This window comes from Acidovorax sp. JMULE5 (genome assembly GCF_013376875.1).
GTDB classification, from domain to species: domain Bacteria; phylum Pseudomonadota; class Gammaproteobacteria; order Burkholderiales; family Burkholderiaceae_C; genus Acidovorax; species Acidovorax facilis.
Genome location: NZ_CP035951.1, coordinates 996507 through 1023023 on the forward strand (window position 1 = coordinate 996507; position 26517 = coordinate 1023023).

General features: G+C 62.0%; 21 protein-coding genes and 1 pseudogene. 14 read left to right on the top strand and 8 right to left on the bottom strand.

The genetic code is table 11. From position 1 onward, the window contains the following. Positions 1 to 117: 117 nt before the first annotated feature. Together EXV95_RS04570 and EXV95_RS04575 are read left to right on the top strand one after the other, a co-directional pair. Positions 118 to 2256, top strand: coding sequence for a TonB-dependent receptor domain-containing protein (locus EXV95_RS04570; protein ID WP_176885974.1), 2139 nt, complete (start codon positions 118 to 120; stop codon positions 2254 to 2256). 171 nt (positions 2257 to 2427) lie between these two features. Then, positions 2428 to 4050 (top strand): sensor domain-containing diguanylate cyclase, encoded by a 1623-nt coding sequence (locus EXV95_RS04575; protein ID WP_176885975.1) that lies wholly within the window; start codon positions 2428 to 2430, stop codon positions 4048 to 4050. A 308-nt stretch (positions 4051 to 4358) separates the two neighbouring features. Here EXV95_RS04575 and EXV95_RS04580 read toward each other — a convergent pair whose 3' ends face one another. After that, the gene (locus tag EXV95_RS04580) at positions 4359 to 4709 is read right to left on the bottom strand and encodes an RNA-binding protein (protein WP_055401895.1); all 351 of its coding nucleotides are present in this window, start codon (positions 4707 to 4709) and stop codon (positions 4359 to 4361) included. Positions 4710 to 4832: 123 nt separating this feature from the next. After that, a complete protein-coding gene (locus EXV95_RS04585; protein WP_055401919.1) occupies positions 4833 to 5042 on the bottom strand; it encodes a hypothetical protein in 210 nt (69 codons plus the stop codon). A gap of 613 nt (positions 5043 to 5655) precedes the next feature. On the opposite strand from EXV95_RS04585, the gene EXV95_RS04590 reads away from it, so the two are divergent. The 4 genes from EXV95_RS04590 to EXV95_RS04605 all read left to right on the top strand — a co-directional run bounded on the left by EXV95_RS04590 (position 5656) and on the right by EXV95_RS04605 (position 11991). Continuing rightward, the gene (locus EXV95_RS04590) at positions 5656 to 9249 is read left to right on the top strand and encodes a hypothetical protein (protein WP_176885976.1); all 3594 of its coding nucleotides are present in this window, start codon (positions 5656 to 5658) and stop codon (positions 9247 to 9249) included. Continuing rightward, complete coding sequence (locus EXV95_RS04595; protein ID WP_176885977.1) at positions 9246 to 10160, top strand: UbiA family prenyltransferase; 915 nt, start codon at positions 9246 to 9248, stop codon at positions 10158 to 10160. The genes EXV95_RS04590 and EXV95_RS04595 overlap by 4 nt, the downstream gene beginning before the upstream one ends. Further along, positions 10157 to 10846 (top strand): glycosyltransferase family 2 protein, encoded by a 690-nt coding sequence (locus tag EXV95_RS04600; RefSeq protein WP_176885978.1) that lies wholly within the window; start codon positions 10157 to 10159, stop codon positions 10844 to 10846. The genes EXV95_RS04595 and EXV95_RS04600 overlap by 4 nt, the downstream gene beginning before the upstream one ends. 164 nt (positions 10847 to 11010) lie before the next feature. Then, a complete protein-coding gene (locus EXV95_RS04605) occupies positions 11011 to 11991 on the top strand; it encodes an IS481 family transposase (RefSeq protein ID WP_176885979.1) in 981 nt (326 codons plus the stop codon). A 130-nt stretch (positions 11992 to 12121) separates the two neighbouring features. Here EXV95_RS04605 and EXV95_RS04610 read toward each other — a convergent pair whose 3' ends face one another. Continuing rightward, on the bottom strand, positions 12122 to 12751 hold the full coding sequence (locus tag EXV95_RS04610) for a Crp/Fnr family transcriptional regulator (protein ID WP_176885980.1): 630 nt from the start codon (positions 12749 to 12751) through the stop codon (positions 12122 to 12124). Positions 12752 to 12888: 137 nt separating this feature from the next. On the opposite strand from EXV95_RS04610, the gene EXV95_RS04615 reads away from it, so the two are divergent. From EXV95_RS04615 to EXV95_RS04635, 5 genes are all read left to right on the top strand, one after another. After that, positions 12889 to 13449 carry a hypothetical protein gene (locus EXV95_RS04615; protein WP_218135477.1) on the top strand — a complete coding sequence of 187 codons (561 nt, stop codon included), beginning with the start codon at positions 12889 to 12891 and terminating at the stop codon, positions 13447 to 13449. Positions 13450 to 13754: 305 nt separating this feature from the next. Then, complete coding sequence (locus EXV95_RS04620) at positions 13755 to 14480, top strand: response regulator transcription factor (RefSeq protein ID WP_176885981.1); 726 nt, start codon at positions 13755 to 13757, stop codon at positions 14478 to 14480. Next, positions 14477 to 15868 (top strand): ATP-binding protein, encoded by a 1392-nt coding sequence (locus tag EXV95_RS04625; RefSeq protein ID WP_176885982.1) that lies wholly within the window; start codon positions 14477 to 14479, stop codon positions 15866 to 15868. Before EXV95_RS04620 ends, EXV95_RS04625 begins: the two co-directional genes overlap by 4 nt. Positions 15869 to 15875: 7 nt before the next feature. Continuing rightward, on the top strand, positions 15876 to 16970 hold the full coding sequence (locus EXV95_RS04630; protein WP_370460187.1) for an ABC transporter ATP-binding protein: 1095 nt from the start codon (positions 15876 to 15878) through the stop codon (positions 16968 to 16970). A gap of 199 nt (positions 16971 to 17169) precedes the next feature. Then, positions 17170 to 18123, top strand: coding sequence for an AEC family transporter (locus EXV95_RS04635; RefSeq protein ID WP_176885984.1), 954 nt, complete (start codon positions 17170 to 17172; stop codon positions 18121 to 18123). A 9-nt stretch (positions 18124 to 18132) separates the two neighbouring features. Here the strand turns inward: EXV95_RS04635 and EXV95_RS04640 are convergent, their stop codons facing one another. Then, entirely contained in the window at positions 18133 to 18384 is a 252-nt protein-coding gene (locus tag EXV95_RS04640) for a hypothetical protein (RefSeq protein ID WP_055401906.1), read from the bottom strand. A gap of 16 nt (positions 18385 to 18400) precedes the next feature. Next, the gene (gene pdxH / locus EXV95_RS04645; protein WP_176885985.1) at positions 18401 to 19039 is read right to left on the bottom strand and encodes a pyridoxamine 5'-phosphate oxidase; all 639 of its coding nucleotides are present in this window, start codon (positions 19037 to 19039) and stop codon (positions 18401 to 18403) included. 105 nt (positions 19040 to 19144) lie between these two features. Here pdxH and EXV95_RS04650 point away from each other — a divergent pair, with 105 nt between their 5' ends. From EXV95_RS04650 to EXV95_RS04660, 3 genes are all read left to right on the top strand, one after another. Continuing rightward, complete coding sequence (locus EXV95_RS04650; protein ID WP_121506399.1) at positions 19145 to 19717, top strand: TetR/AcrR family transcriptional regulator; 573 nt, start codon at positions 19145 to 19147, stop codon at positions 19715 to 19717. Between the two features lie 176 nt (positions 19718 to 19893). Further along, complete coding sequence (locus tag EXV95_RS04655; protein ID WP_055401911.1) at positions 19894 to 20355, top strand: (2Fe-2S)-binding protein; 462 nt, start codon at positions 19894 to 19896, stop codon at positions 20353 to 20355. Positions 20356 to 20377: 22 nt separating this feature from the next. Next, positions 20378 to 22648, top strand: a complete 2271-nt coding sequence (locus tag EXV95_RS04660; protein ID WP_176885986.1) for a xanthine dehydrogenase family protein molybdopterin-binding subunit — start codon at positions 20378 to 20380, stop codon at positions 22646 to 22648. Positions 22649 to 22893: 245 nt separating this feature from the next. Here the strand turns inward: EXV95_RS04660 and EXV95_RS04665 are convergent, their stop codons facing one another. From EXV95_RS04665 to EXV95_RS04675, 3 genes and pseudogenes are all read right to left on the bottom strand, one after another. Continuing rightward, positions 22894 to 24621, bottom strand: a complete 1728-nt coding sequence (locus tag EXV95_RS04665; RefSeq protein ID WP_176885987.1) for an IPTL-CTERM sorting domain-containing protein — start codon at positions 24619 to 24621, stop codon at positions 22894 to 22896. 104 nt (positions 24622 to 24725) lie between these two features. Next, positions 24726 to 25034, bottom strand: a pseudogene (locus tag EXV95_RS04670) (transposase); the annotation flags it as partial. A 349-nt stretch (positions 25035 to 25383) separates the two neighbouring features. Beyond that, positions 25384 to 26355, bottom strand: coding sequence for an IS481 family transposase (locus EXV95_RS04675; RefSeq protein WP_176885396.1), 972 nt, complete (start codon positions 26353 to 26355; stop codon positions 25384 to 25386). Positions 26356 to 26517: the final 162 nt, after the last annotated feature.

Genomic DNA, 26517 nt, shown 5'->3' on the forward strand with positions numbered 1-26517 from the left:
ATGCCCAGGGCGTGGAAGCCATGTATCTGCGTGCCGGCCCCGCCATCACCGGTCATGCCCCACGCCCCTGCGCATGCGTACCCGCAAACGCTCAAGCACCCGTTGCCACACCGCACCATGACCCACACCACATCCCAACCTCGCCGCCCCGTTGCTGTTCTTCGCGCCCGTCCCACCCTCCACCCCGTGGCCCTGGCCGCCATGCTGGCGCTGACGGGCACCGGCGTGGCGCACGCGCAGACCGCGCCGGTGGCAGCACCTGCCGATAACAGCGCTGCGGCCCCCGCCAGCCTGCCGCCCGTCACCGTCTCGGCCAGCGGCCTGCAACTGGGCGCCAATGAGATGACCACGCCGGTCACCGTGCTGGAAGGCGATGAACTCGTGCGCCGCCGTGAGGCCACCCTGGGCGAAACGCTGAACAGCGAGCCCGGCATCACCAGCAGCCACTTCGGCGCTGGCGCCAGCCGCCCCATCATCCGGGGCATGGACGGCCCGCGCGTCAAGGTGCTGAGCGACGGCGCTGAGCTGCACGACGCCTCCACCATCAGCCCCGACCACGCCGTGGTATCCGAGCCACTGCTGGCCACACAGATCGAAGTGCTGCGCGGCCCCTCGGCCCTGGTCTACGGCAACGGCGCCGTGGGCGGCGTGGTCAATGTGCTCGACGGCAAGATCCCCACGGCTGTCCCGCAAAAGGGCTACGAGGGCAGCGCCGAGCTGCGCGCCAACTCCGGTGCGCGTGAAAAAGCAGGTGCCTTCTCGCTGACCGGCGGCGCTGGCAACTTGGCCGTGCATGTGGAAGGCGTGGCGCGCGATGCGGGCGACTACCGCGTGGGCAAGGGCTGGGCGCCCGAGGGCGAACCCACCCGCAAGGTGCTGGGCAGCTTCAACCGCACCGACACCGGCAGCGTCGGCCTGTCGTGGGTGGGCGAGCGCGGCTACCTGGGCGCCGCCTACACCCGCCAGACCGCCAAATACGGCCTGCCGGGCCACAACCACAGCTTTGAAGGCTGCCACACGCACGGCGACCACCTGCACTGCGGCGCCCACGAAGAGGAGGAAGACGGCCACGACCACGGCGCCGAAGAACATGGCGACGTGCCTGTGGTGGACCTGCGCAGCGAACGCTTCGACATCCGCGGCGAGCTGCGCAACCCCTTCGCCGGCTTCTCGGCCTTGCGCCTTCGCGCGGGCGTGACGGATTACGTGCACGACGAAGTCGAAGACGGCGCCATCAGCACCACTTTCAAGAACAAGGCCTACGAAACCCGCATCGAGCTGCAGCACGAGCCCATTTCAGGCTTCAAGGGCCTGATCGGCCTGCAGACCTCGCAGCGCAAGTTCAGCGCCGACGGCGAAGAGGCCTACGTGGAGCCCACCATCACCCGCAAGCTGGGCTTCTTCGCGCTGGAGGAATACCGCCTGGGCGACTGGCGCTTCGAAGCCGCCCTGCGCCACGACCGCCAGACGGCCGAAGCGCAAACCAGCGGCATCGAGCGCAGCCACAACGGCACCTCCGCATCGCTGGGCGCGGTGTGGAAGTTCACGCCCGGCTACCAGGTCGGCACCTCGTTCACCCGCGCCAGCCGCGCCCCTTCGGCCGAAGAGCTGTATGCCAAGGGCCTGCACATGGCCACCAGCACGTATGAGCGCGGCAACGCCGACCTGAAGTCCGAGATCTCGCAGAACATCGACGTGAGCCTGAAGAAGACCAGCGGCGACACCACCTTTGGCGTCAGCATCTTCCGCAACCGCATCAACAACTACATCTACGGCCGCACGCTCGATGAAGTGGATGGCCTGCAACTGCTGCAATACAGCCAGGCCGAAGCCACCTTCACCGGCATCGAAGGCCAGGTGCGCCAGCGTCTGAACCGCAACCTGGGCATCACGCTGTTCGGCGACACCGTTCGCGCCACGCTCGACGCAGGCGGCGGCCGCCTGCCGCGCATCCCCGCCACCCGCGCGGGCATCCGCCTGGACGCCAACTGGCAAGCTTGGGAAGGCCAGGTCGAATGGGTCCAGGTAGCCCGCCAGAACCGCGTGGCCGAGTTTGAAAGCGCCACTCCCGGCTACGGCATGCTGAACCTGGGCGTCAGCTACAACGGCCAGTTCAGCACCGGCACACCGTGGCAGGTGTACCTGAAGGCGAACAACCTGACGGACCGCCTGGCGTATGCGCACACCTCGTTCATCAAGAATGCGGCGCCGTTGATGGGGCGGAGTCTGACGGTGGGGGTGAAAGTGGCGTTCTGACGGGTGATGCCGTCATGATGTGAGCGAGCCAGCGGCGGGGGAGGGCGTTGCTGGCTTGCGCTGTTTGGCTGTCCCAAACCACCGAAACCAAGGGGGCTTAAATGCCCGGGACCCGTGCCATACTTGATCTCACGTGGTTGATTTCGCTCCCTTTTTTTGCAACAGCCCTGCATGCCCCCCACTCCCACGCCATCCGCAAAACTGCTGCAACTGTTACCCGAGGCGGTGGTGCAAACCGATGCGCTGTGGGAGATCACCTATCTGAACCCGGCGTGGCACAAGCTCACCGGCCATTCCGTGGCGGTGGCGCTCGGCAGGTCATTGCTGGAATTCGTGCATCCCGACGACATCGGCACCATGCGCTCGGGCATGCCGGTGTTCCGCTTGCGCTTTGCCGACGCGGACTATCGCTGGGTGCGTCTGCAGCTCCACCCGGAGACGGATGCGGCGGACCGGGTGATCAGCCGCCAGGGTGTCCTGATCGAGATCACCGAGGTCACCGAACAGGTGCTGGTGGAAATTCGCCAGCGCTTTCTGCGCTTGCTGGAAACCATTGACGGCGTGGTTTGGGAAGCTGAAATCGGCGTGGGCAATACCTTCCTGAGCCCGCAGGTCGAGCGCTTGTTCGGCTACTCCGTCGAGGAGTGGCGGGCTGACCCGGGCTTCTGGCGGGCGCATGTACACCCCGACGATCTGGAGGAGGCCCTGCGCATCGACGATGCCGCATACAACGCCACGCACAGCCATGCCTACGAGATGAGCTATCGGCTGATTGCCAAGTCCGGCAAGGTCGTGTGGGTGCGTGATCTGTGCCGTGCAGTGGTCGAGCCGGGGCGGCCGAACCGCATGATCGGCCTGATGATCGACGTGACCCAGCAGAAGAACACTGAACTCGATTTATTGCGCTCCGAAAACCGCTATTCGCTGGCGACGCGCGGATCCAATGACGGTATCTGGTACTGGGACTTGCGAACGGACGCGCTGCATGTGTCCGGGCGTTTTCTCCAGATCGTCGGACTGGGTAGCGCCGATCTTGTGCATGACGGAGGCTGGCGCTTTTTGGAGCAGCTCATCGATACCGAGGATCGCGAGCGCGTGCAGGAGGCCTACCGCAGGCACCTATCGGGAAACAGCCCGAACTTTTCGGTGGACTTCCGCGCGTTCCACGGAGCAGGGCGGCTGGTGTGGGTCAATTGGCGCGGGCTCGCCGAGTTCGAAGAGGGTGTTCCCGTGCGCATGGCGGGGTCGTTGAGCGATCTGGCCGAGCGTGGCAGTTCCTACGATGCGCTGACCAACTTGCCCGGCCGGCCGTTGTTCCGCGATCGCCTCGCGCAACTCATCGCGCTGCACCAGAACGAGGTGGTGAACGGTGGTGGCGTGCCCACACGCGACGGAGCCACGATGTTCGCCGTGCTGCTGCTGGATCTCAACGGGTTCAAGGCCGTCAATGACTGCTACGGGCACCATGTGGGTGACCAGCTATTGCAACAGGTGGCGCGGCGGCTCGAATCCTGCGTGCGGGCGGTGGATCTGGTCGCCCGCATGGGTGGCGACGAGTTCAATGTGCTGCTGGAGTCCATTGATCCCACTGAAGCCAGCCAACGCGCGGAGCAGATTGCTGCAGCCCTGGAAGTACCTTACGTGATTGGCGGGCACACCGTAATCAGTGGTGCGAGTATCGGATTGGTCAGCAGTGCATCCAGGCTGGCGACGGTCGACGACTACCTGCGCGCTGCAGACACCGCCATGTACCAGGCCAAAAGTCAGTCATTGGGCGTGTGCGTGTTTCAGTAAGGCGTGCCAGGGGCAATTGCCTGCGAGGCTGTCGCATGGCTTGCCTTCCTCGTCCCCTTCTGGTTTTCGGTGGTTTCGCTGGGGTGCTTCCAGTGCGCTTTTGCCTGGGACCAGCGGGTGATTGCTGCCTGATGCCTGATGTCTCCATTGGATGCTGGCAATCGAACATGTTTTCGGACTTGTGCGCTTAGCCATCAAGCGCAAGCAGCTACTGTATTGATAGCAACTGAAACCCTGCGCATCCTATGGATGCGAGGCGAAAAAAAACCGGCTCCTCAGAGCCGGTTTTTCACAGAGGGTTGCCTGGATCAGTAACGACCGCCGCCGAAGCCACCCGTGCCGTAGCCAACGTCCGAGCGTGTGCTCGCACTGTAGCCGCCGGCCTTGTAGCCACCGGCGCCGCCACCTTCTTCACGGGGGCGGGCCAGGTTCACGACGATCGAGCGGCCGTCAACGGACATGCCGTGCAGGGCGCTGATGGCGGCCTGGGCGACTTCGGCGGAGGCCATTTCCACAAAGCCGAAGCCCTTGGAGCGGCCGGTTTCGCGGTCCATCATGACCTTGGCGGAGGAGACCCGGCCGAATTCGGAAAAGTTGCTTTCCAGGGTGGAATCGGTCACGGAGTAGGGCAGGTTGCCCACGTAGATTTTGCTGCTCATGGTTGAGCCTTTCTGAAATGTGGTGCGCAACGAAGGGCGTACCGTTGGGATGCAGCTGTGCGGATCGAGTGTCCGCAGCAACTGGGATGGGTGGATGGGATCTGCAGGTCGCAGATCAGGTCATCAGCACGTTGGGGGGTGCGGCATGCACGTTTGCAGCCAGCCCTGGGTGACTGCAAAGAGCCGGGCGGCTTCGCGCGAGGCAAAGGCTTTGTCAAAACGGAACACGCGGCAGTAGCTGCCGTTGCCCTGAGAACGATGGACCGAGAAGGAGGCGCGGAAGCGGCCGCAGTCGGTCGGGTGTGTCGTGGGCGAAACGACGTACTTGCCCATGGAAATGGCGGTCTGTGAAATCTGGATCAATCAGGATCGCAGGCGTGGAAATCGACCTGCGTGAGCATCAAGGGACGCAGTGGGCTGCAGCTCTACAGACCCAATGGGCAACCACAAAGGTCGCAAAAGGCGGCCTGCCTGGGGCGGATTGCCACCCTGAACAGGCGTTGCGGTGACTGCGCGCGTCAAGAGCCGTGACTGCAACGACACCGACTATACAGCAATTTGCATGTAGCTGTAGTTTAATATTATTTTTGGTTTTAAAAGGCGCTTTTACGGGATTGCGTCAGCGCCCCGCACGGCCCCATCCCTGCGGTTGCTCGGCCCTTGATCGGGCCCCAGCAAGGGCCGCAACTCTGCTCATGCTGCAGGATCAGGCCGAGCAAGGGGAGGCCTTTTGCCCGCCGAGTACAGGCTTGTTTCTCATGACGGCATGGCTTTTAGAGTACGCGTGCCGAGCGTTTCACCTCCAGAAAATGGCTTCTGGTGGAGCTGCATGGTATATTTGCATAAGTAACAATTTGTGATGAAAATCAACGAAATTAATTAATATTTGTGTTGCCGATGTTAATTGATGTGAATATTCTATAAATCAATGATTTTCTCGATTTCCTTGTTGTTGATCGTCTGGTCCTCACAGCGTTGGGCTTCACGCTTTGCCAATTCTTCTGCCGATAGTTTCTGGATTTTCATTGCCAGCTCAATGCTGCAGGTGGGTGCAATTGCAAGCCTGACTTCGTTGGTTCACGCATTGAACCCGGCTGCGTGGATGCTGGTCCAGGTGCTTTTTTGCATTGCCACTTTACGGTTGACACGCGAGATGGGATGGCCCACGCTTCGTGGTTTTCTGGGGATATGGAGTACGCAGCGCACAAGGCTTGCAGCGTTCGCGCGGGGATTATCGCAGTGGGGAGTGATAACGCTGATGGCGATTTGCGGAGTCCTCTGGATGTCGTTGGTAGGGCAGGCCGTAGTGCCTCTCCAGAACTTTGATGACAGGATGTACCACGCCTCGCGGGTTATCTACTGGATTCAAAATCAATCGGTATTCCCGTTTGACACGCACAATATCCGACAGACGATGATTCCGTTCGGGAGCGAGTTATTCTTCCTGTGGCCGGTGCTGCTCACCAAAGCTGAGGCTATGGGCCGCATTGTGTTTTGGCTGGCATTTCCATTGGCAGCCATCGGTCAATATTATTTATTGCGGGCACTCAAACTAAGCCAGACAGTGGCTCTGGTGGGCGTGTTGATTCTGGTCTCTACGCCTCTTGTTGCCTCCAGTGCAGTGGGGCTCAAGCCTGAAATCTGGTCCATCGTCACCCTGCTCGGTATTGCCTATTGGGTGGTTTCCATTTGCACGCAGCCTGATGCATCGAAGGCCCAATATTTCTTCCTGGGGATATTCACGGTATTGAGCATCAATGTCCGGTCGTTTCCAGTGTCGATGATTCCCAGCTTGCTGCTGATCGTGTGGTGGGCGCCGAGTCCGTTTTCATGCATTGCGCGGTTCAAGGCACTGGCTGCAGGATGGGTGTGTGCGGGTGTTTTGAGTTCGCTGCTTGTTCCCCTGGCATTCAACACTGCGCTCTACCACCACCCCTTGGGGCCACAGGAGGTGCGGCGCGTGGTGCAGGCCGACATCACTCCGCAAGTGATCTATACCCACGCGGTGCGTTTTGTATTTTTGCTCCTGGAACTGCCGGACGTTCCGGCTTCGAGTGAAACGCGGTCCCGTTTCAGCAGTGCCGCCAACCAATTCATTTATTCCGTGGGCGCCGGCGCACCCTTGGCGGGCGAAAACAAGGGCGCGTGGCCGGGGAGTTTCGTGTACTCGCTGCCAGAGCACTCCACACGGTTTTCGTTGTGGGGGTTGCTGTGGATTCCCATGTTGCTGATCGCCGTGTACCTTCTGGTTCGCAATCTGGTCGCGACCTGGCCGCACGTGAGGCTGACGGCGGTGTCGGCACAAACGCTGTTGGCAATTCCATTGCTGTGCGCAATCCTGTTTGGCGCGCGGTGGATGGCCCAGTCCGACGTTCCTGCGCGATTTCTCATTGGCCCGTATGCATTGCTGCTGCCCGTTGGCATTGCGCTGGTTACGCCGTACCTCTCCAGAAAGAAATTTGCCCAGGCGCTCATTGCGATGGTGGTCACGTATGCCGCATACCAGCCGATGAGGGCTCTGGCTTACGACGCTGTACAGGCCATCGCAGCTCCCGCCTCGGAAAAGCTGATCAATGAGCCATTTGAAGAAATTGTCGGGTCCATGCTGCCGGCTGGTTCCCGCGTGCTTTTTGTGGGGCACCAGGACGCCCGCGACTATTCGCTCTTCTCCCCGGAAACCCGTTATTCCAATGCAGTGATTCCCTGGGGCACGGGGCCTTTTGACCCAGAAAGAATGGGCCGGATGATCGCATCCGAAAAAGCCACCCACGTCTTGATCCAGGACGACAAGCAGGTGTTCTTCGAGTGGTTTCCAACCGTCGATACCCGCGAAATGGTGAAGTGGCTCAGCGCCCAGGCCGGACTGAAGTCCATCCCCCTCAACACACCCCACATGCGTCTGTTCGAAGTGAGCGGCACCACATTGGCCAACGAAAGGCCATTCCAGACGACGGCCGTCCCGCCGGGTTCACCCTTGATCAGGGTCGCCGACAGTCTCAAAACCAAGGTGGGTATCGATCCCGCCTTGCTGGAGACGCCATGGCCTGTTGAAAACCTGGGTGGCAGAGAGGGCGGTTTCCTGTGGATGGGGCAGGGGCATGCCGAGGGCATCGAGTTCGCACTCTGGTCGCGCGAGGACCACGACGTGGACCTCCGGTTCGAGGTATCCCCGGGGCACGGCCTGACTGCGCCCGACCGGAGGGTCATGGTGCTGCAGGACGGCGTCCCTGCGGCGGAAGGCGAGTACACCTTCCGCGGGAGGGCTTCGGTGGTGGCGCGCACCCGCCTCCATGCGGGGCGGAACGTCATCAGTTTCTTTGCGGTGGATACCGCCACCATCAAGCCACTGCCCAATGGCGATACCCGCAATCTGGTCATGGGCCTGCACGAGATACGCATCGAACCAGGGCCGGTTGCCGCACCTGCAGCCACCGCTGGCGTGATGCGGCCAGCTTTGCCCGACAAAGCGGACCCAGTCCCCAACGCCACCCGCCATGGCGAGCTTGCGCACAGCGCCCGCAAGGCTGTGGGTTTGATCAGCCGCAGGCAACAGGTCGATGGCTACTGGCTCACTGCGTACACCAGCGAAGAGCGTTTTGAGAAGCCGAAGCTGGAAATGAACACCTACGTCACTTCCATGATGGTGGACGTTCTCGGTTCAAAACCAGGCCCCGTGGGGCTGGGGGGAAGCCTGGACCGGGCCCGGACCCATCTGCGCAGCCAGATCGAGGCCAGTGGGCTCGTGCGCTACCACGGCCGGCCTGATGGCGCCGCCATGACCACACATGGGCTGTGCCCCATCACACCCGATGCCGACGACACCGCCCTGGTGTGGAGACTGGCCCCCGGTGCAGATGCACTGCGGCCAGCGGCCCTGACGGCGCTGCTGCAGTACCGTACCGCCGAAGGCCTGTACAACACCTGGCTGGGCCAGCGCAATGAGTACCGGTGCATCGACCCAGGCTCCGATCCGAACCCCACCGACGCGGCAATCCAGATGCATGTGCTGATGTGGCTGGCACAGGCCGACCCACCAGCGGCCCAGATGTTGTGCGGCGCGCTTCGCCAAGCCATCGACCAGGACCGCCTGTGGGTTTACTACCGCAGGGCACCGCTGGTACCCGTCCTGCGCCAGGCCGACATGAAAGCGGTGGGCTGCGATGTGCAGTTGCCGCCCGCGCGTTCGCAAACAGCCCTGCCAGGGCAGGAAATCTGGCTGCGCGCCAGCGACATGTTGCAGCGGCTCCAGGGCGGCAAGGGCAGGGCGCCCGAGCCAACCCAGATCATCCATCTGCTTCAAGATCTGTCAAAAAATGACTTCTTCGCCGTGAAGCTGAACCCGCCCTTGCTGTACCACAACGATCTCACCGCCTCGGTACGCAGGTTCTACTGGTCGGAAGATGTGGGCTATGCGCTCTGGCTGCGGCTGTACCTGGAAAGCGCACGACTGGGCCTTCTGGCCGACAACGGCAACGGTCTCGACAACAACACCGGCAGCTCTGCAGCCGATGGCAGCCGGACTGCCCCGAAAACACCATGATGGATCGTCCCCAGGGAGCCCGGCGGGTTCTGCGCCTGTTGTCGTGCATTCGATTCGACGAGGTTCTCGTGCTTCAGGGCGCGCCTTTGCTGGGCGCCGTCTTTGCCATGGGCCACTTCACATATCAGAGCGCGGCGATGCTGTTGCTGTTGGTGGCAGGAAACGCCTTTTTGGTGGCCCACATCTTCATGCTCAACGATTGGTCCGGAGTGCACCAGGACCTTCGGGACCCAACCAGGGCCGCAGGGGTTTTTATCAATCGCGGCATTCGGCGCAATGAGATCGGGGCCTTGTTGCTGATTCTGCTGGCGCTGAGCCTCATGACCCTCAGCCAGCTGAACGCGGCAACGCTGGCTATTGCGCTGTCGATCGCAGTGGCAGGCGCGCTCTACTCCATCCCGCATGTTTACCTGAAGGGCATACCGCTTGCGAACACACTGCTCCATGTTGCCAGCGGGTTGCTGCATTTTTTGCTGGGCTATTCAGTATTCAGAAGCCCCGACATGAATGGCCTGCAGATCGGGTTGTTCTTTGCCACCATATTCAGCGCGGGCCACCTGACGCAGGAGGTTCGCGATTGCGAGGCCGACCTAAGCAACGGGATTCAAACCAATGCGGTGAAGTTCGGCAAAAAGCGGAGCTTCATCGCTAGTTTTGTGCTTTTCACGCTGGCCGACGCCCTGTTGGTCCTGCTGGCGCTGAGAGGAACGGTGCCGCAAGTGCTGGCCATGGTTGTCGCGTTGATCTATCCGCTGCATTTTTACTGGATGCTCCAGGCGATGCGGGAAGGACTGACATTTGAGAGTGTGCGCAGTCTGCAGACGCGCTATCGTGCGCTTTATGCGGGCATGGGCGTTGTCATGATTGTTTCCGTACTATTGGCGCAAAAATGGATATATCTTCTTCCATGAAGCTGACGATTGTCATTCCTTGCTTCAATGAAAAGCAAACCATCCGGTCTATTGTGGACGCAGTGCGTTCAGCGCCTTATCCGCAGAAAGAAATTATTGTTGTCGATGATTTTTCAACAGATGGAACCAGAGAGATACTTGCGAATGAGTTGGCTGGCAAGATTGATAGGCTGGTATTTCATGAAACCAATCAGGGCAAGGGGGCGGCACTCAGGTCTGGCATCCAACATGCCACCGGAGATATCGTCATCATTCAGGATGCCGATCTTGAATACAACCCCGATGAATATCCCGCTTTAATAGAACCTATTTTATCCAACAGGGCCGATGTAGTGTTCAGTTCGCGTTTCATTGGTGGCAATTGCCACCGCGTCTTGTACTTCTGGCATCGCGTGGGCAATGGGTTCTTGACGTTGGCCTCCAATGTATTCACCAATTTAAATCTGACGGATATGGAGTCTTGCTACAAGGCATTTCGGCGGGAAATAATTCAATCCATTCGCATTGAAGAAAATCGTTTTGGATTTGAGCCGGAGATTGTAGCCAAGGTTTCAAAATTGAATTGCCGCATCTATGAGGTGGGTATTTCCTATTTTGGAAGAACTTACGAAGACGGCAAGAAAATCGGCTGGAAAGACGGGGTCAGAGCCATCTACTGCATAATAAAATATAATATTTTTCGATAATTTTATTTGCCAATATGGACATCAGCGCTTCGCACCCGACAGGATGAGCCTACTTGTCGCATCCCGGACGATTGCATAGACTCCAAACGCTATCCACTCTTCATGGCGCGAGCGGTTCTAAAGGAGTTGATAGAGTCCTTGCAATCCACCCAGGGAGTGAAGCCATGTTGATAGCCCTGCACAAGAACGCCCGCACCACGCCCGCCGTGCGTGCCGAGATCGCAGCCAGCGATGAACCAGCCAGCGTCTTGGCCCAGCGCTTTGGGATCACTGAGCAGACGGTCTACAAGTGGAAGAAGCGTTCCGTCTTTGCAGACCGCTCTCACACTGCCCACCACCTGCAGACCGTGCTCACGCCAGCACAAGAAACAGTGGTGGTTCACTTGCGGCGTACCTTGCTGTTGCCTTTGGATGACCTGCTGGCCGTGACACGGGAGTTCATCTGTCCCCATGTCTCGCGCTCCGGGCTGGATAGGTGCTTGCGCCGCCATGGAGCGGGCAACCTCAATGCTCTAAAGCCCCAGCAGCCTGCGCTGGCCTACAAGGCCTTCAAGAGCTACGAGCCAGGCTACGTGCACATGGATGTGAAGTACCTGCCCCAGATGCAGGATGAGAGCAGCCGGCGCTACCTGTTCGTGGCCATCGACAGGGCCACGCGATGGGTGTTCGTGCAGTTCAAGGCCAACAAGACAGCTGCCAGTGCACAGGCCTTCCTCAAGGCATTGCACAAGGCCTGTCCGATCAGGATCAACAAGCTGCTGACCGACAACGGCAAAGAGTTCACGGACCGTCTGTTTGCCAGAAAGGAACGCGAACCCAGCGGCAACCATGAGTTCGATCAACTGTGCCAGGAACTGGGCATAGAGCACCGATTGACCAAGCCCAGGACGCCCAGAACCAACGGCATGGTTGAGCGGTTTAACGGCCGCATTGCGGACGTTTTGAAGACCCACAGGTTCAACAGCCGCGAAGACATGGAGCAAACCCTGCTGCGCTATGTGGCCCTGTACAACCACCAGTTACCGCAGTCAGCGCTCAAGAGCAGTACGCCGATGCAGGCGATGAAAGAGTGGTACCAGACCCACCCGCACCTGTTTCACAAGCGACCATATGATCGTACGGGATGCGACACCTACTTTCCATAAACCCTTGTTGTCTCGCGGCAATACGTGTCCTCATCAGCAAGCACCTGGCCGAAAAGGGTGGTGATTCTCCCCATCAGTGGCACGTGCTGCAGACCGAGGTGGACGATGGAGGAGCTCGGGTGATGGCCTCCTAGCCCAAGGCCCGGAGCAAGTTGCCGTTTATATGGATCAGCCCTTCGTCCTGCATTCGCCGTAGGGTTCTGTAAAGGGCCTCATGCGTGAGGCCGAGTTCGGCGGCCCAGGCCTTTCGAGGCTGCTGCAAGGTTAGGCAGCCATCAACGCCTTCAGCGTGGATGTAGTGAGCAATGCGGTCCGCAGCCCTGTGCAGGCTCAGCCGCTCACACTGCGCACGAAGCTTGCGCAGTTCTTGCGACAGCTGCGACTGCCAAGCTGCGCGAAATTCTGACGAATCGTGCAACGCAGTGCGAAACGCATCCGCTGGAAATTCCAGCAGATCGCTGGGCTCGGAGGCTACGGCGGTGCAGTGGTAAAGCTGGCTGTCAAGGCTGGCTTCTGCAACAAAGCCCTGGCGTGATCGCTGAAGGATGACTTCGCCGCCGTTGCGGCTGAACCGAACGAGGCGCACTTCACCCGTGGCCACCAGGTAAATGCTGCACACAGGATTGCCAGTTTGAAAGACGGCGTGGTGTGCTGCGAATTGCCGCGCCTTTGCCAGTTCGCGCAGGCTTGGGGGCATCAGCCGCATCCATGGCAAATCGGCTCCCGAGCCGGACACACCCACACCTATCGCTTTTTTCATATGACCAAAATCATATCGTTCAGGGCGACCTTCTTCGTAGCATGCCCACGGTAATCACAACAACGTGGGCCATAACCATGACAGCAAGAGTTCAGCTACGCAATACAGGCGCCCGGTCAACACAGGGTAGGGGCCACTTGCCCGCACTGATCAAGACGGCGGGGTGCATTGCACTGGCATTGGCTGCCCATCTCGCCACCGCCGAGCCTGCGCCCTATGCCGGCCAGCAAAAACGCGCCATCAAATCGTTGTCTGACCAGGACGTGACAGATCTGTTGCAGGGGCAGGGCATGGGTTTGGCCAAGGCGGCCGAGCTGAACGGCTACCCCGGACCAGCCCACGTTCTGGAGCACGCAGACGCACTGGCGTTGACCGACCAGCAGAGAACGGCCACAACCGCCTTGCTGCACGCGCACAAGGAGGCCGCGCGAAAGCTCGGAGCGGCCCTGATCGCTTCGGAAGAGGCGCTGGATGAGGCGTTCAAAACGGGCACGATCCACCCCGCAAGGCTATCGGCACTGACCGGCGAAATCGGACAGCGCCAGGCGCGCTTGCGCGAAGAGCATTTGCGCACGCACCTTGCGCAAACCGCGCTGCTCCACAGTGACCAGATCCAGCGGTATTCCGCCCTGCGCGGCTACGCTGCGGGCTCAGAGCCTTCGCCTGCAACACGCCCGGTGCACAAAGGGCACCATTGAGTTGTTGCAACCCGCTCACCACTGGTTGGTGCGAGGCACCCAAGTGTCCTGAGTTGGAAATTCACTTCATAAAGACGCCCAGAATCGCCGCCATACCGCGTTGCAAACCCTCGCGATAGCTACGGCTATCGCTGTGGTTTGCGCCTTGCCTGGCGACGATTTCGACATCTTTATTTCATCAACGAACTTCCAACTCAGGACACGAGCTTTCATTCACGTGGTCCTCTCACGCTTTCGCCTTCCTTTCACGCCCCCTCCGTACAACCACAGTGGCCGGGGCCCTGCGCAGGCGGCATGATCGCGGTATGAAACTGCTGTTGGTCGAAGACGATTTTGATCTGGCCGGTGCCCTGAGCCGCAGCCTCGTGGCGCGCGGTTTTGAGGTGCTGTGCTGCGCCGACGGCAAAGAGGCCCTGGCGGCGGCGCGGCGCGCGGCCTTTGATGTGATCACGCTGGACCTGTCTTTGCCGGGTCTGGACGGGCTGGAGGTGCTGCGGCGCCTGCGCGATGGCGGCAGCACCACGCCCGTGCTGGCGCTCACGGCCCGTGCGGCCGTCACCGACCGCGTGGCAGGGCTGGAGGCGGGGGCAGATGACTACCTGGCCAAGCCGTTTGACCTGGACGAGTTGGTGGCGCGCCTGCGGGCCCTGACACGCCGGGTGGGGCGCGACGGGCAGTTGCGCTGTGGTGCGCTCCACCGCGACCCGGCCAGTGGCGCCTTCTACAACGAGGCACTGCCGCTGGAGCTGTCGCAGCGTGAGGCAGAACTGCTGCGCCTCTTGATGTCGCGCATCGACCGCGTGGTGAGCAAGGAAGAGCTGCGCACCCAGGTGTTTGCCAACACCGATGAGCAGGTGCAGGCCGATGCGGTGGAGGTGGTGGTGCACCGCCTGCGCAAGAAGCTGGTGGGCACCAATGCCGAGATCGTGACCCTGCGCGGCGTGGGCTACCTGCTGTGCGATGCCGACAGCATGGCCGCCCAAAAAGGCGACAAGGTCGACAAGGCCGAGAAGGGCGGGGCGCTCCGGTGAACACGCCTTGGTGGCAGCGCTGGCCCTGGCGCCCGCGCGGAGGATCGCTACAGCGGCTGATTCTGGTGGGCCTGCTCGTGCCCCTGTGGGCGCTGGTGGCCCTGGTTGCCACGGTGCAGGTGGTGCAGCAGGTACGGCACAACGCTGCCGCGCAGGATGCCGTGCTGCACAGGGCGCTGACAACCTGGCCGAACGTGTTGCAGCCGCAGGCCGGTGCATCCGCCATGGAGCAAGCCCCTGCGGTCTGGTTCCGCGAAAGCAGCCTGGACGGCGAGCGCCTGGCGGGCAGCGCCGACCTGCCGCGTGTACCGCCCTCTGAGCCCGTGCAAGGGCAGGGCAGCGTGCACTTTTACCTGGCGCAGGTGGGCGACCAACTGGTGCGCGTGGCCGCTACGCTGCACCAGCCGGCGGTGGCTGGGGGCGGGCAGGGCGCCGCCCCGCCGGTGGTGCGCCAGGTGGCGCGGCCGTTCAGCGAACGCCTGCCCAGCGTGGCCCGCCTGATGGATGAAGGCGCGGGTTTGCGCCCAGTGGTTCTGCTGGCTCTGGCCATGACGGCGGTGGCGATGGTGCTGGCGCGCGTCGCGTCGGGCTGGCTGCTGCACGCGGATGTGTCGCTCACTCCGCCAACCCAGCCAGGTGCATGCGGTACCGGCCAGGGCTACGAAGGCCCGTCAGAGCTGGCGCCTGCCGTGCAGCATTTTGGTGAGCTGCAGCAAAGCCAGAGCCGATGGATCGAGGAGCAGCGGCGTTTTCTGGCCGACGCTACGCACCAGCTGCGCACCCCCATGGCGGTGCTGCGCACGCAGCTGCAGTCGGCCATTGCGGGCGATGTGCTGGTGGCCGATGCGCTGCAGCAGATGCTGCACACGGTAGACCGCGCCTCAGGCCTGGCCAACCAGCTGCTGAGCCTGAGCAAGGTGGAGCAGCTCCAGCGCATGGGCGAGCTGCCCAGCGTGGATTTGAACGCCATGGCCCGCGAGGCCGTGATGGAGCTGGCGCCACTGATCGCCGCCAAGCGGCTGGACTTTGCGCTGGAAGGCCCCGAGGATCTTTTGGCCCCAGGCGATGCCGCGCTCCTGGGCGAACTCATGCGCAACCTGCTGGCCAACGCCATCCACCACACGCCCGTGCATGGGCGGCTGGGGGTGCTGCTGCGCAACAGCACCGGGCGGCGCGAGCTGCTGGTGTGGGACGAAGGCCCTGGCATTGACGATGCCGTGCGGCAGCGGTTGTTCCAGCCGTTTTCGGCGGGCAAGGGCGGCGTGGGCCTGGGCCTGTCGATCTGCCGGCAGATTGCACAGGCCATGGGGGCCGAAGTCACGCTGTTCAACCGCATGGACGCAGGGCAGGTCATCGGTGTCGATGCCGTTGTTGCCTGGGAAGGTTGAGATGTCCGTGAAGCAGCCATCTGCCGCGCATGGCATCGAGTTCCGGGATGTCAGCAAGCGGTACGGACCATTGCCCAGCGCGCCGCTGGTGGTGGACCACATCAGCTTTGTGGTGCCCCGTGGCACGCTCACCACCATCCTGGGGCCATCGGGCTGCGGCAAGACGACCACGCTGCGGATGATTGCCGGGCTCGAGTCACCCACGGCGGGCTGCATCTTCATCGATGGGCAGGACGTGACCACCCTCAGCCCGGCGCAGCGCAATGTGAGCCTGGTGTTCCAGAGCTATGCGCTGTTCCCGCACCTGAACGTGATCGACAACGTGTGCTACGGCCTGCACGGGCTGCACCTGCGCCCGCCGCAGGTGCGCGACAGGGCCCGCGCCATGCTCGACACCGTGGGCCTGCATGGCCTGGACCTGCGCAGGCCCCACGAACTTTCGGGGGGGCAGCAGCAGCGCGTGGCCCTGGCCCGGGCGCTGGCGCTGGAGCCCGCCGTGCTGCTGTTTGACGAGCCGCTGTCCAACCTGGACGCCCGCTTGCGGCGCGCCATGCGCGAAGAGATCCGCGCCCTGCAGCAGCGCCTGCGCTTGACGGTGGTCTACGTGACCCACGACCAGAGCGAAGCCCTGGCGGTCAGCGACCAGATTGTGGTGATGGACAAAGGCACCATCGCCCAGTGCGGCGCGCCCAGCACGCTGTATGAGCAGCCCGCGTCCGAGTTTGTGGCGGGCTTCATGGGCGAGGCAATGCTGTTCGAGGGGCACATCCATGCGCTCAATCCGGCGGACGGGGAAAGCCCGGCGGCTGGCAGCCATGCCCGGCTCGGCCCTTTGCGCGTGCCATCACCAGCATCCCTCGCCCCCGGCCCGGTCAAGATCGCCGTGCGGCCCGAAGCCTGGGTCATCGGCCCCGCCACCTCCAGCGGGCTGGCCGCCCGGCTGACCAAACGCACCTACCTGGGCAGCGTCATGGAATACACCTTTGCGAGTGCGCTGGGCGAGATCTTCGTGGTCTCGCCCCAGGTGGAGCTGACTCTGGATGTGGGCGCACCGGTGAGCCTGACGCTGGCAGACCACGGGGTGTCGGTGGTGGCGGGGTGAGATGCCCCATGGCACGGACAACCCACCGTGTACCTGGCACGCCCACCGCTGGGTATGAAAAATTCAAGCAAAAATGGGGCCTAGCGCTTGATGGATAAGCGCAAGCAGCTATAAAAATAATAGTATCCAGACGATGCCAGCGTGGTGCTCCGGGCCACAATACGGGCCTCCACCACCGCACGGCCACCGGTTTTTCACCTTGAACTCTCCCGTTTTCACCTCGCTGATCCCCGTCATCCTGTTCATCGCTATCGGCTTTTACGTGGGGCGGCGCGGCTGGATTCGGGCCGCAGCGGTGAAGGACCTGGCCAACCTCGTGTTCATGGTGCTCACGCCCGCGCTGCTGTTTCGCACCATGAGCACGGTGCACATCGAAGACCTCAACTTCGGCCCCGTGGGTATCTACTTTGTGGCGTTTGGCGTGGTGTATACGGCCACGCTGGCGGTGCTGGGCTTTACCAGCCTGGGCGCGGCGCGGGCGCTGGCCAACACCTTCAGCAACACGCTGATGATCGGCGTGCCGCTGGTGGGCCTGGTGTTTGGCGATGCGGGGCTGGTCACGCTGTTTACGCTGATCTCGGTGCACTCGCTCATCCTGCTGACCGCCGCCACCGTGGTGTTTGAACTGGCCGCCGCGCGCGAACATGCAGGCCGGGAAGGCGCCGCGCAGCAGCCCATGTGGCGCACCGTGCTGCAGGCCATACGAAACGGCATCGTGCACCCGGTGCCACTGCCCATCATCGCGGGCCTTCTGTTTGCGCAGACCGGGCTGGTGGTGCCGCAGGTGGTTGACAAACCCCTGCTGCTGCTGGGCCAGGCGCTGGGGCCGATTGCGCTGCTGCTGGTGGGGGTGACGCTGGCATTTACCAAGGTCGGCCACCACTTCAAGGCCGCCCTGCGCATTGCGCTGGTCAAGTGTGTGGTGCACCCCATCGTGCTGGCCACCCTGGGCTGGGCACTGGGCCTGTCGGGCATGCCGCTGGCGGTGATGATCGTGGCAGCATCGCTGCCGGTGGGGGCCAACGTGTTCCTGTTTGCGCAGCGTTATGCGGTGGCAGAAGACGAGGTGACTGCGAGCGTGGCGGTGTCTACGGCGCTGGCGTTGGTAACCATGCCGGTGGTGATTGTGGCGGTGACGCGGTGGGTGGTGTAGCGGCAATGCTCAAGGCCGGTGCGCGAACCGGCTCACCAGCAGCCCCACGACCAGGGCCGCAACCAATGCAATTGCGCTGCTGACAACCAAGGCGATGGGCCAGAAAGGGTCCAAATAGCCCAGATACATCCAATTGCCACACTGAAAGAGCAAGGGAGGTACCAGGCTTGTCAAGCCCAGTGCAACAGGCTTTGTGAGGTACACGAAGGCTGGCACCCCGACCAGCAAAACCAATAGCAAAAGCAAAAAGAAACTGGTCATCGTGATCTCCCAGGGTTCAGGGCGCCAGCCGCTCACGCACCCATTCGCCGCCATCCAGACGGTACCGCAACCGGTCATGCAACCGGCTCTTGCGCCCTTGCCAGAACTCCCACTGATCAGGCTTGAGGCGATACCCCCCCCAGTGCGGCGGGCGGGGCGGCTTCAGCATGAACTGCGCGCCGTATTTGGCGGCGTTGGCCACCAGCACGCCCCGGCCAGAAATCACCTGGCTTTGCGGGCTGGCCCAGGCGCCGATGCGCGAATCCAGCGGGCGGCTGTTGAAGTATTCGTCGCTCTCTGCATCGCTAACCTTTTCCACCACGCCCTCGATGCGCACCACACGTTCCAGCTCTACCCAATGGAACTGCAGGGCTGCGTAGGGGTTACCAGCAATCTGGCGGCCCTTGCGGCTGTCGTAGTTGGTGAACCAGACGATGCCGCGCTCGTCATAGCCCTTGATCAGCACGATGCGGGTGCTGGGGCGCAGGTCGCTGCCCACGGTGGCCAGGGTCATGGCGTTGGGCTCGGGTACTTCGGCACTGATGGCTTCTCGGAGCCACTGGTCAAACTGCTGGAGGGGGGCGGCGTGCGAGGCGTCTTCGTTGAGTTCGGCGCGCTCGTAGCTCTTGCGAAGGTCGGCGATGGAGGTGGTCATGCATGCGATTGTGCACGCCGAGTTTGCCGGGGAAACGGCCGCGTTTTGGGGTGATCCGTGCGCCCTGTTGTTGCCGAATGGATATTCGCTTATATTGCGCCACCGATGAAACCCAAAGACGACGAAAAACAGCGCGCCATTGCCCAGGCCACCTTCGAACTGGTGGCCCAGACGGGCCTGAGCGGCCTGACCCTGGCCGACATTGCCCGCGCGGCGGGCATTGCCACCAGCACGCTGTATGTGTACTACCCGTCCAAGGACGAACTCATCAGCCAGCTGTACCAGGATGCCAAAACGGTCACTGCTGCTCGCATCATGGAGGGCATCGTGCCCGGCATGCCCTACCGCGCCCGCGTGCGGCGCGCCTGGGGCAACCTGCTGCGCCACCGGCTGGACCAATATGCCGAGGTGGTGTTTCAGGAGCAGTACTACAACTCGCCCTGGTTCACCGAGGGCAACCGCGAATTCTCGACCCGTCTGATGGCCGGTTTTTTTGCGTTGATGGAAGAAGGCCAGCAGCAAGAGATCCTGAAGGCCGTGCCCATCCCGCTGCTCACGGCCAGCCTGGTGGGGTCGGTGCGCGAGACGGGCAACCTGATCCGCACCAAGGTGCTGCCCGACGAAGAAGCCGTACACCAGATGGCTTTTGGGCTGTGCTGGGACGCATTGAAGGCCTGAGTGGGAGACAGCGAAGCTTTTTTTGCCCGAGGTTGATCTTTTAATCGAATTTATATTCTCTTAAAAATGCCACGCACCACGCTCCAACCCTTTCATGGCCGATGGCGTCGCTGACGCCATCCCTGTCACCCAACCGCCCCCAACACAACAACACCTTCCCCACGGAGAACCCCACGATGCCTACCCTCAACATCAATGGCAAAGACACGGCTGTGGATGCCGATGAATCCACCCCCATCCTCTGGGCCCTGCGCGACACGCTGGGCATGACCGGCACCAAGTTTGGCTGCGGCCAGGCTTTGTGCGGGGCCTGCACGGTGCATCTGAACGGTGCGCCCATTCGTTCGTGCATCACGCCCATTTCGGCGGCGGCAGGCCAGAAGATCACCACCATCGAGGCGGTGACCACCAATGACAAGGTGGGCAAGGCCGTGCACGCCGCCTGGGTCAAGCACGACGTGGCCCAGTGTGGCTACTGCCAAAGCGGCCAGATCATGAGCGCCACCGCACTGCTGCAGGGCAAGAAAAAACCCACCGACGCCGACATTGACGCTGCCATGGCGGGCAATGTGTGCCGCTGCGGCACCTACGTGCGCATCCGCGCGGCCATCCATGACGCTGCCAAGACTCTGGCCTAAGAACACCGAGCAGGAGAACACTATGCATTTCGACGCTCAAACCGCCCGCGCCCACATGCCAAAAGGCCTGGTAGCGCTTATGAATCAGGCGCAAGGCGCTATCAATACAGAAGCAGATGCTGCCTCCCACGCAGGCGTGGCGCGCCGCACGTTCCTCAAGGTGTCTGCGGCATCCGGTTTTGCGCTGGGTGCGTTTCCGCTGGTGGCCAGCGCGCAGGGCGCCGGGGCAGCGCCCGCAGGCCTCAAGCCGTTCGAGCAGCCTTCAGCCTTCGTCCGCATCGACGCCGATGGCACGGTCACCGTCACCATCAACCGCCTGGACTTTGGCCAGGGCGTGCAGACCGGCCTGCCCATGATCCTGGCCGAAGAGCTGGATGCCGACTGGAGCAAGGTGCGCAGCGTGCACGGCGATGCCAACCAGGCCTATGCCGACCCGATGATGGGCATGCACCTCACGGGTGGCTCCAACTCCATCAAAAACTCCTACACCCAGTACCGCGAACTGGGCGCGCGCACCCGGGCCATGTTGGTCTCGGCCGCTGCCGCGCAGTGGGGCGTGGATGCCTCGGCACTGCGCACCAGCAACGGTTTCGTCGTCGGCCCCGGGGGCAAGAAGCTGGGCTACGGCGCACTGGCCGAAGCGGCCATGAAGCAGCCCGTGCCCGAAAAGGTCACCTTGAAAGACCCCAAGCAGTTCCGCCTCATCGGCAAGCCCACGGGTCGACTCGACGCCAAGGCCAAGTCGAGCGGCCAGCAGGACTACGGCATTGACGTGCGCCTGCCCGGCATGCTCACGGCCGTGGTGGAGCGCCCACCCGTGTTCGGCGCCAAGCTGAAGTCGCTGGACGACAGTGCCGCCAAGGCCATCAAGGGCGTGAAGGCCGTGCTGCGCGTGCCCACTGACCGGGGCGGCGAGGGCGTGGCCATCGTGGCCGATGGTTACTGGCCCGCCAAGCAGGGCCGCGATGCGCTGAAGGTGGAATGGGACACCAGCGCGGTCGGCAAGCCCGATACCACCCAGCTGCTGGCCCAGTACCGCGAGCTGGCCACCAAGCCTGGCAACGTGGCCATGCAGGCCGACATGGCGCCGCTGGCAAGCGCTGCGCACAAGATCAGCGCCGAGTTCGTCTTCCCCTACCTGGCGCACGCACCCATGGAGCCGCTCAACTGCACGGTGAAGCTGGATGGTGACAAGGCCGAACTCTGGATGGGCACCCAGATGCCCGGCCTGGACGCCATGGCCGCCGCCAAGACGCTGGGCCTGCAGCCGCAAAACGTGAAGGTGAACACCCAGATGGCCGGTGGTGGCTTTGGCCGCCGTGCCATACCCACCAGTGACTACGTGGTGGAAGCCTGCGGCGTGGCCAAGGCGGCACGCACGGCGGGAATCACCGCTCCGGTGCGCACGCTGTGGAGCCGCGAGGACGACATCAAGGGCGGCTACTACCGCCCCATGCACGTGCACCGCGCCGAGATCGGGTTCGACGCACAGGGCAAGATCCTGGCGTGGGACCACACCATCGTCGGCCAATCCATCACCAAGGGCTCGCCGTTCGAGGCCTTCATGGTCAAGAACGGCATCGATGCCACGGCCGTGGAGGGCATGAAGGAGCCGTACAACGTGCCCATGAAACTGTCGGTGCACCACCCCGACGTGAATGTTCCGGTGTTGTGGTGGCGGAGTGTGGGCTCCACCCACACGGCCTACGTGATGGAAACCCTCATCGACGAAGTAGCCCGCGCCACCAAACAAGACCCCGTGGCCTACCGCATGGCCCTGATGGGCGACAAGCACCCACGCCACAAGGCCGCGCTGCAACTGGCCGTTGCCCAGTCTGGCTACGGCAAGAAAAAGCTGGCCGCTGGCCGCGCCTGGGGCGTGGCGGTGCACGAGTCATTTGAATCGGTGGTGGCCTATGTGGTCGAGGCGTCCGTCAAAGACGGCACGCCCAAGCTGCATACCATCACGGCCGGCGTGCACTGCAACCTGGTGGTCAACCCCAGAAGCGTGGAAGCCCAGGTGCAGGGCGCGGCGCTGATGGGCCTGTCGATGTGCCTGCCCGGCGGCGCCATCACGCTCAAAGACGGCGTGGTGGAGCAAAGCAACTTTGGTGACTTCGCCGTGCCGCGCATCACCGACATGCCCCAGGTGACGGTGCACATCGTGCCCAGTGCTGATCCGCCCAAGGGCATGGGTGAGCCCGGCCTGCCGCCGCTGGCGCCGGCGTTTGCCAACGCCATCGCGCAGATCACCGACAAGACGCCGCGCGAACTGCCGTTCAAGCTGGCTTGATTGAGGGGCGCGGAAGCCGGGCGGCCTTCCGCGCCCGGCCTTGGGGTTGCTGTGGATCGAGCCAGTGCAATTCCTGGCCGCTGTGCCACAGGCTTGGATTCGTGAAGTCCAATTGGCGCTGTTTTACCTGGAACTGCCACTCACCGCATCCCAGTGGCGCTCACGCCCGCCGACCACGTCTTCATCCCGCCAGGCAAACCACCGCAGGTGGCTGCCTTGATGGATTCAGACTTCAGGCTGCTTCTTCATTCTTGCCTGCGTTTACGCATCTGTCTCGCTCCCAACATGGCAAGACTGCAAGTCACGACAAGCAATGCCCACTGGCTCAAAGTCGGTACCGACGTTGCCACGGGGTCCGCGATCGTGATGCTGAAGCTTTGGGTGGCCACGGCTTTTGCTCGCATGGTTGCAGCCAGTGTTGCGCTGGTATCTGTCACGCTGACCGTGAAGGTCGATGTCCCTGCCGTGGTGGGTTGGCCTGAGATCACACCCGTGATCGGGTCGATGCTCAATCCGTCGGGCAGGCTGCCGCCCACACTGAACGCGAACGGCGGCAGGCCACCAGAAATGCCTATTGGAACGCTGTAGAGCTGCCCCACAGTACCCTGCGCCAAATTGATCGTCCCCGGCGTGGCGCCGATGAAGACCAATTCTGCCCTCGGCGTGACCGGACTGCTCTGCGCGGAAGGCAGGCTGTCTCCTATGGCATTGGTCGCCACAACGGCGAAGGTGTAAGCCGTGCCATTCGTCAAACCAGGGATGGTGCATGTTGTAGCCGGTGGTGCCCCGCTCACCGAGCACGTGCCGCCGGGTGATCCGGTTACCACGTAAGTGGTAATGGGAGCGCCTCCGTCACTGCTCGGCGCTGACCAAGTCACGGTGGCTTGCCCGTTGCCCGATGTCGCCACGGCATTGGTCGGTTGACCTGGAGAGGTTGCTGTCACGCAGCTCACTTGCACCGATGAAACATCGCTACTCGCCAGCGTTCCAGATCCATTGGTGACCGTGCAATACTGCGCCGGGGCCGTCGGGTGCGTTGCCACGGTCACTGAGTAGTTCAGTCCATCCGCCATGGCGGGGAACTGGAATGCGCCATTGCCGGCTATCAACAAGTCGCTCGCGCCGTTGAGCTGCAGCTTTAAGCCGCTGCCGGTGAGCCCGGATACCGACCCGCCCACGGCGTATGTCGGAGGCAGGCACAGCGAGCTGATGTTGGAGTCGACCCAATTGGATGCGGTGCCGGTCAAAGCAAAATTGTTGAGCGCTCCGGGGGCACTGCCTGCCCCGTCCGTCAGCGTGGTTACGCCGATGTTGCTGCCATTGGCTGTACCCTCATCGAAGGAATAGGAGTTGGCGGCTCCCGGTGGATAAATGCATTGCGTCGCAGCACGCAGAATCTGCGTTTCGGACAGCGCAGATCCATAGATGGCCATGCGGTCCAGGCTCCCGGAGAAATGCTGCTGACCACCCGTGCGCGACCCCAGCGCCATCTCGCCGTCGGTGCCGGTGGAGCTCGCGCCCCCGCTTGCTCCTGCCGCCTGCACTCCGTTGATAAAAATGGAAATAGACTGGCTGGTCGATTTCCAGACTGCTGCCACATGAACCCAACTGCCCACAGCCCCGAGCGGGTTGAGGGTTGCGAGGGATTGCGTCGAACCGTTGGCGACGACATAAACGTAAAGCGGATCACCTGTATTGCGGGCAATCGAGACCAAGTTGGTGGTGCTTTGCTGAGCAAAGAGAATCCGCTGGAAGCTGGACGTGCTGCCTAGCCGGACCCAGGCGAGGATCGTGAAGTCGTTGCTGGCAGGGTTTTGAAGTGGCGCCGGTATGTTCATGCTCACATAGTCGTTGACACCGTCAAACGCCAATGCGTTGTCTGGCCCCGCTGGCAGGGCATGGACTTCGGTAGTCAGGCAGGCGAGAAAGACCAACAAGGTGGCCAAAAATCGCACAGTCGAGGGGAACATCATGGGTAACTTCTCCGGCTAAAGTCAGTCAGGTATCGGGGCTGTCCGAGTTTCCGTGTGTGAGGCCCACTGAATCTTCACCGATATTGTGAAAGTGAATGAGTATCTTACGTGCTCGATTTCGTGAACCGGTCCTCGTAGAGGATCGCAAATTGGTTCATCGCTGACTTCCAGTTGTTGGCTGCCCGCCCCCAGTCTTCGGCGATGTTGCGCAGTGCCAGCCAGATCAGCTTGGTGGCTGCATCGTAACTGGGGAAGTGCTCTCGGGTTTTGATGATCTTGCGCAGCCTCGCATTCACGCTCTCAATCGCGTTGGTCGTGTAGATCACGCGGCGCACCTCGGGCGGGAAGGCAAAGAACGGTATGACCTTGTCCCAGACCCTGCGCCAGGCGCCCACGACAGTGGGGAACTTCTGACAGGCTCATCCTGTCCTCAGATATCGCCACAACTTGCAGCGTCATGTGCGTCGTTCCCGAGAATGAAACGATAAGTCCACCCATCCCATCATCAGTAATCGCGACCTCTTTCCCACTAGAGCGAAGCGTCTCTACGCCACACGTTCGCATCTTGTGCTCCGCCAAATGAATATGCGTTTCGGTCCCTTCAACCGTTTTGTCAGCGAGCATTTTCTCAAAGGCAATGGAGGCGCCGAAAACGAGATTGAGAGTTAAGAATGCGACTACCAAGCGCAAACGATTTGACATAACAGACGCTGATACATAGCTTTTGAATCAAGCGGGACCAATGCGATGTCCGCTCCTGGTCTAAATGTCGCATCCCGGACGATCATATGGTCGCTTGAGAAACAGGTGCGGGTGGGTCTGGTACCACTCTTTCATCGCCTGCATCGGCGTACTGCTCTTGAGCGCTGACTGCGGTAGCTGGTGGTTGTACAACGCCACATAGCGCAACAAGGTCTGCTCCATGTCTTCGCGGCTGTTGAATCGGTGGGTCTTCAGAACGTCCGCAATGCGGCCGTTAAATCGCTCCACCATGCCGTTGGTTCTGGGTGTTCTGGGCTTGGTCAGTCGGTGCTCGATGCCTAACTCCTGGCACAGTTGATCGAATTCATGGTTGCCGCTGGGTTCGCGTTCCCGGCTGGCAAACAGACGGTCCGTGAACTCTTTGCCGTTGTCGGTCAACAGCTTGTTGATCCTGATCGGACAGGCCTTGTGCAACGCCTTGAGGAAGGCCTGTGCACTGGCGGCGGTCTTGTTGGACTTGAGCTGCACAAACACCCAACGCGTGGCCCTATCGATAGCCACGAACAGGTAGCGCCGGCTGCTCTCATCCTGCATCTGGGGCAGGTACTTCACGTCCATGTGCACGTAGCCTGGCTCGTAGCTCTTGAAGGTCTTGTAGGCCAGCGCAGGCTGCTGGGGCTTTAGAGCATTGAGGTTGCCCGCTCCATGGCGGCGCAAGCACCTGTCCAGCCCGGAGCGCGAGACATGGGGACAGATGAACTCCCGTGTCACGGCCAGCAGGTCATCCAAAGGCAGCAGCAAGGTACGCCGCAAGTGAACCACCACTGTTTCTTGTGCTGGCGTAAGCACGGTCTGCAGGTGGTGGGCAGTGTGAGAGCGGTCTGCAAAGACGGAACGCTTCTTCCACTTGTAGACCGTCTGCTCAGTGATCCCAAAGCGCTGGGCCAGGACGCTGGCTGGTTCATCGCTGGCTGCGATCTCGGCACGCACGGCGGGCGTGGTGCGGGCGTTCTTGTGCAGGGCTATCAACATGGCTTCACTCCCTGGGTGGATTGCAAGGACTCTATCAACTCCTTTAGAACCGCTCGCGCCATGAAGAGTGGATAGCGTTTGGAGTCTATGCAATCGTCCGGGATGCGACATCTAAAGCTGGCTTCCAATCTCTCTCCACACCTTCGCGATCCGAAAAAAACG

Bases quoted from the DNA above. Each gene is read 5' to 3' on its own strand.
- EXV95_RS04620 (WP_176885981.1), top strand. From the start codon at position 13,755: ATGAAACTGCTGTTGGTCGAAGACGATTTTGATCTGGCCGGTGCCCTG.
- EXV95_RS04570 (WP_176885974.1), top strand. From the start codon at position 118: ATGACCCACACCACATCCCAACCTCGCCGCCCCGTTGCTGTTCTTCGC.
- EXV95_RS04595 (WP_176885977.1), top strand. From the start codon at position 9,246: ATGATGGATCGTCCCCAGGGAGCCCGGCGGGTTCTGCGCCTGTTGTCG.
- EXV95_RS04650 (WP_121506399.1), top strand. From the start codon at position 19,145: ATGAAACCCAAAGACGACGAAAAACAGCGCGCCATTGCCCAGGCCACC.
- EXV95_RS04580 (WP_055401895.1), bottom strand. From the start codon at position 4,709: ATGAGCAGCAAAATCTACGTGGGCAACCTGCCCTACTCCGTGACCGAT.
- EXV95_RS04600 (WP_176885978.1), top strand. From the start codon at position 10,157: ATGAAGCTGACGATTGTCATTCCTTGCTTCAATGAAAAGCAAACCATC.
- EXV95_RS04605 (WP_176885979.1), top strand. From the start codon at position 11,011: ATGTTGATAGCCCTGCACAAGAACGCCCGCACCACGCCCGCCGTGCGT.
- EXV95_RS04675 (WP_176885396.1), bottom strand. From the start codon at position 26,355: ATGTTGATAGCCCTGCACAAGAACGCCCGCACCACGCCCGCCGTGCGT.
- EXV95_RS04665 (WP_176885987.1), bottom strand. From the start codon at position 24,621: ATGATGTTCCCCTCGACTGTGCGATTTTTGGCCACCTTGTTGGTCTTT.
- EXV95_RS04655 (WP_055401911.1), top strand. From the start codon at position 19,894: ATGCCTACCCTCAACATCAATGGCAAAGACACGGCTGTGGATGCCGAT.
- EXV95_RS04585 (WP_055401919.1), bottom strand. From the start codon at position 5,042: ATGGGCAAGTACGTCGTTTCGCCCACGACACACCCGACCGACTGCGGC.
- pdxH (WP_176885985.1), bottom strand. From the start codon at position 19,039: ATGACCACCTCCATCGCCGACCTTCGCAAGAGCTACGAGCGCGCCGAA.
- EXV95_RS04640 (WP_055401906.1), bottom strand. From the start codon at position 18,384: ATGACCAGTTTCTTTTTGCTTTTGCTATTGGTTTTGCTGGTCGGGGTG.
- EXV95_RS04575 (WP_176885975.1), top strand. From the start codon at position 2,428: ATGCCCCCCACTCCCACGCCATCCGCAAAACTGCTGCAACTGTTACCC.
- EXV95_RS04610 (WP_176885980.1), bottom strand. From the start codon at position 12,751: ATGAAAAAAGCGATAGGTGTGGGTGTGTCCGGCTCGGGAGCCGATTTG.
- EXV95_RS04660 (WP_176885986.1), top strand. From the start codon at position 20,378: ATGCATTTCGACGCTCAAACCGCCCGCGCCCACATGCCAAAAGGCCTG.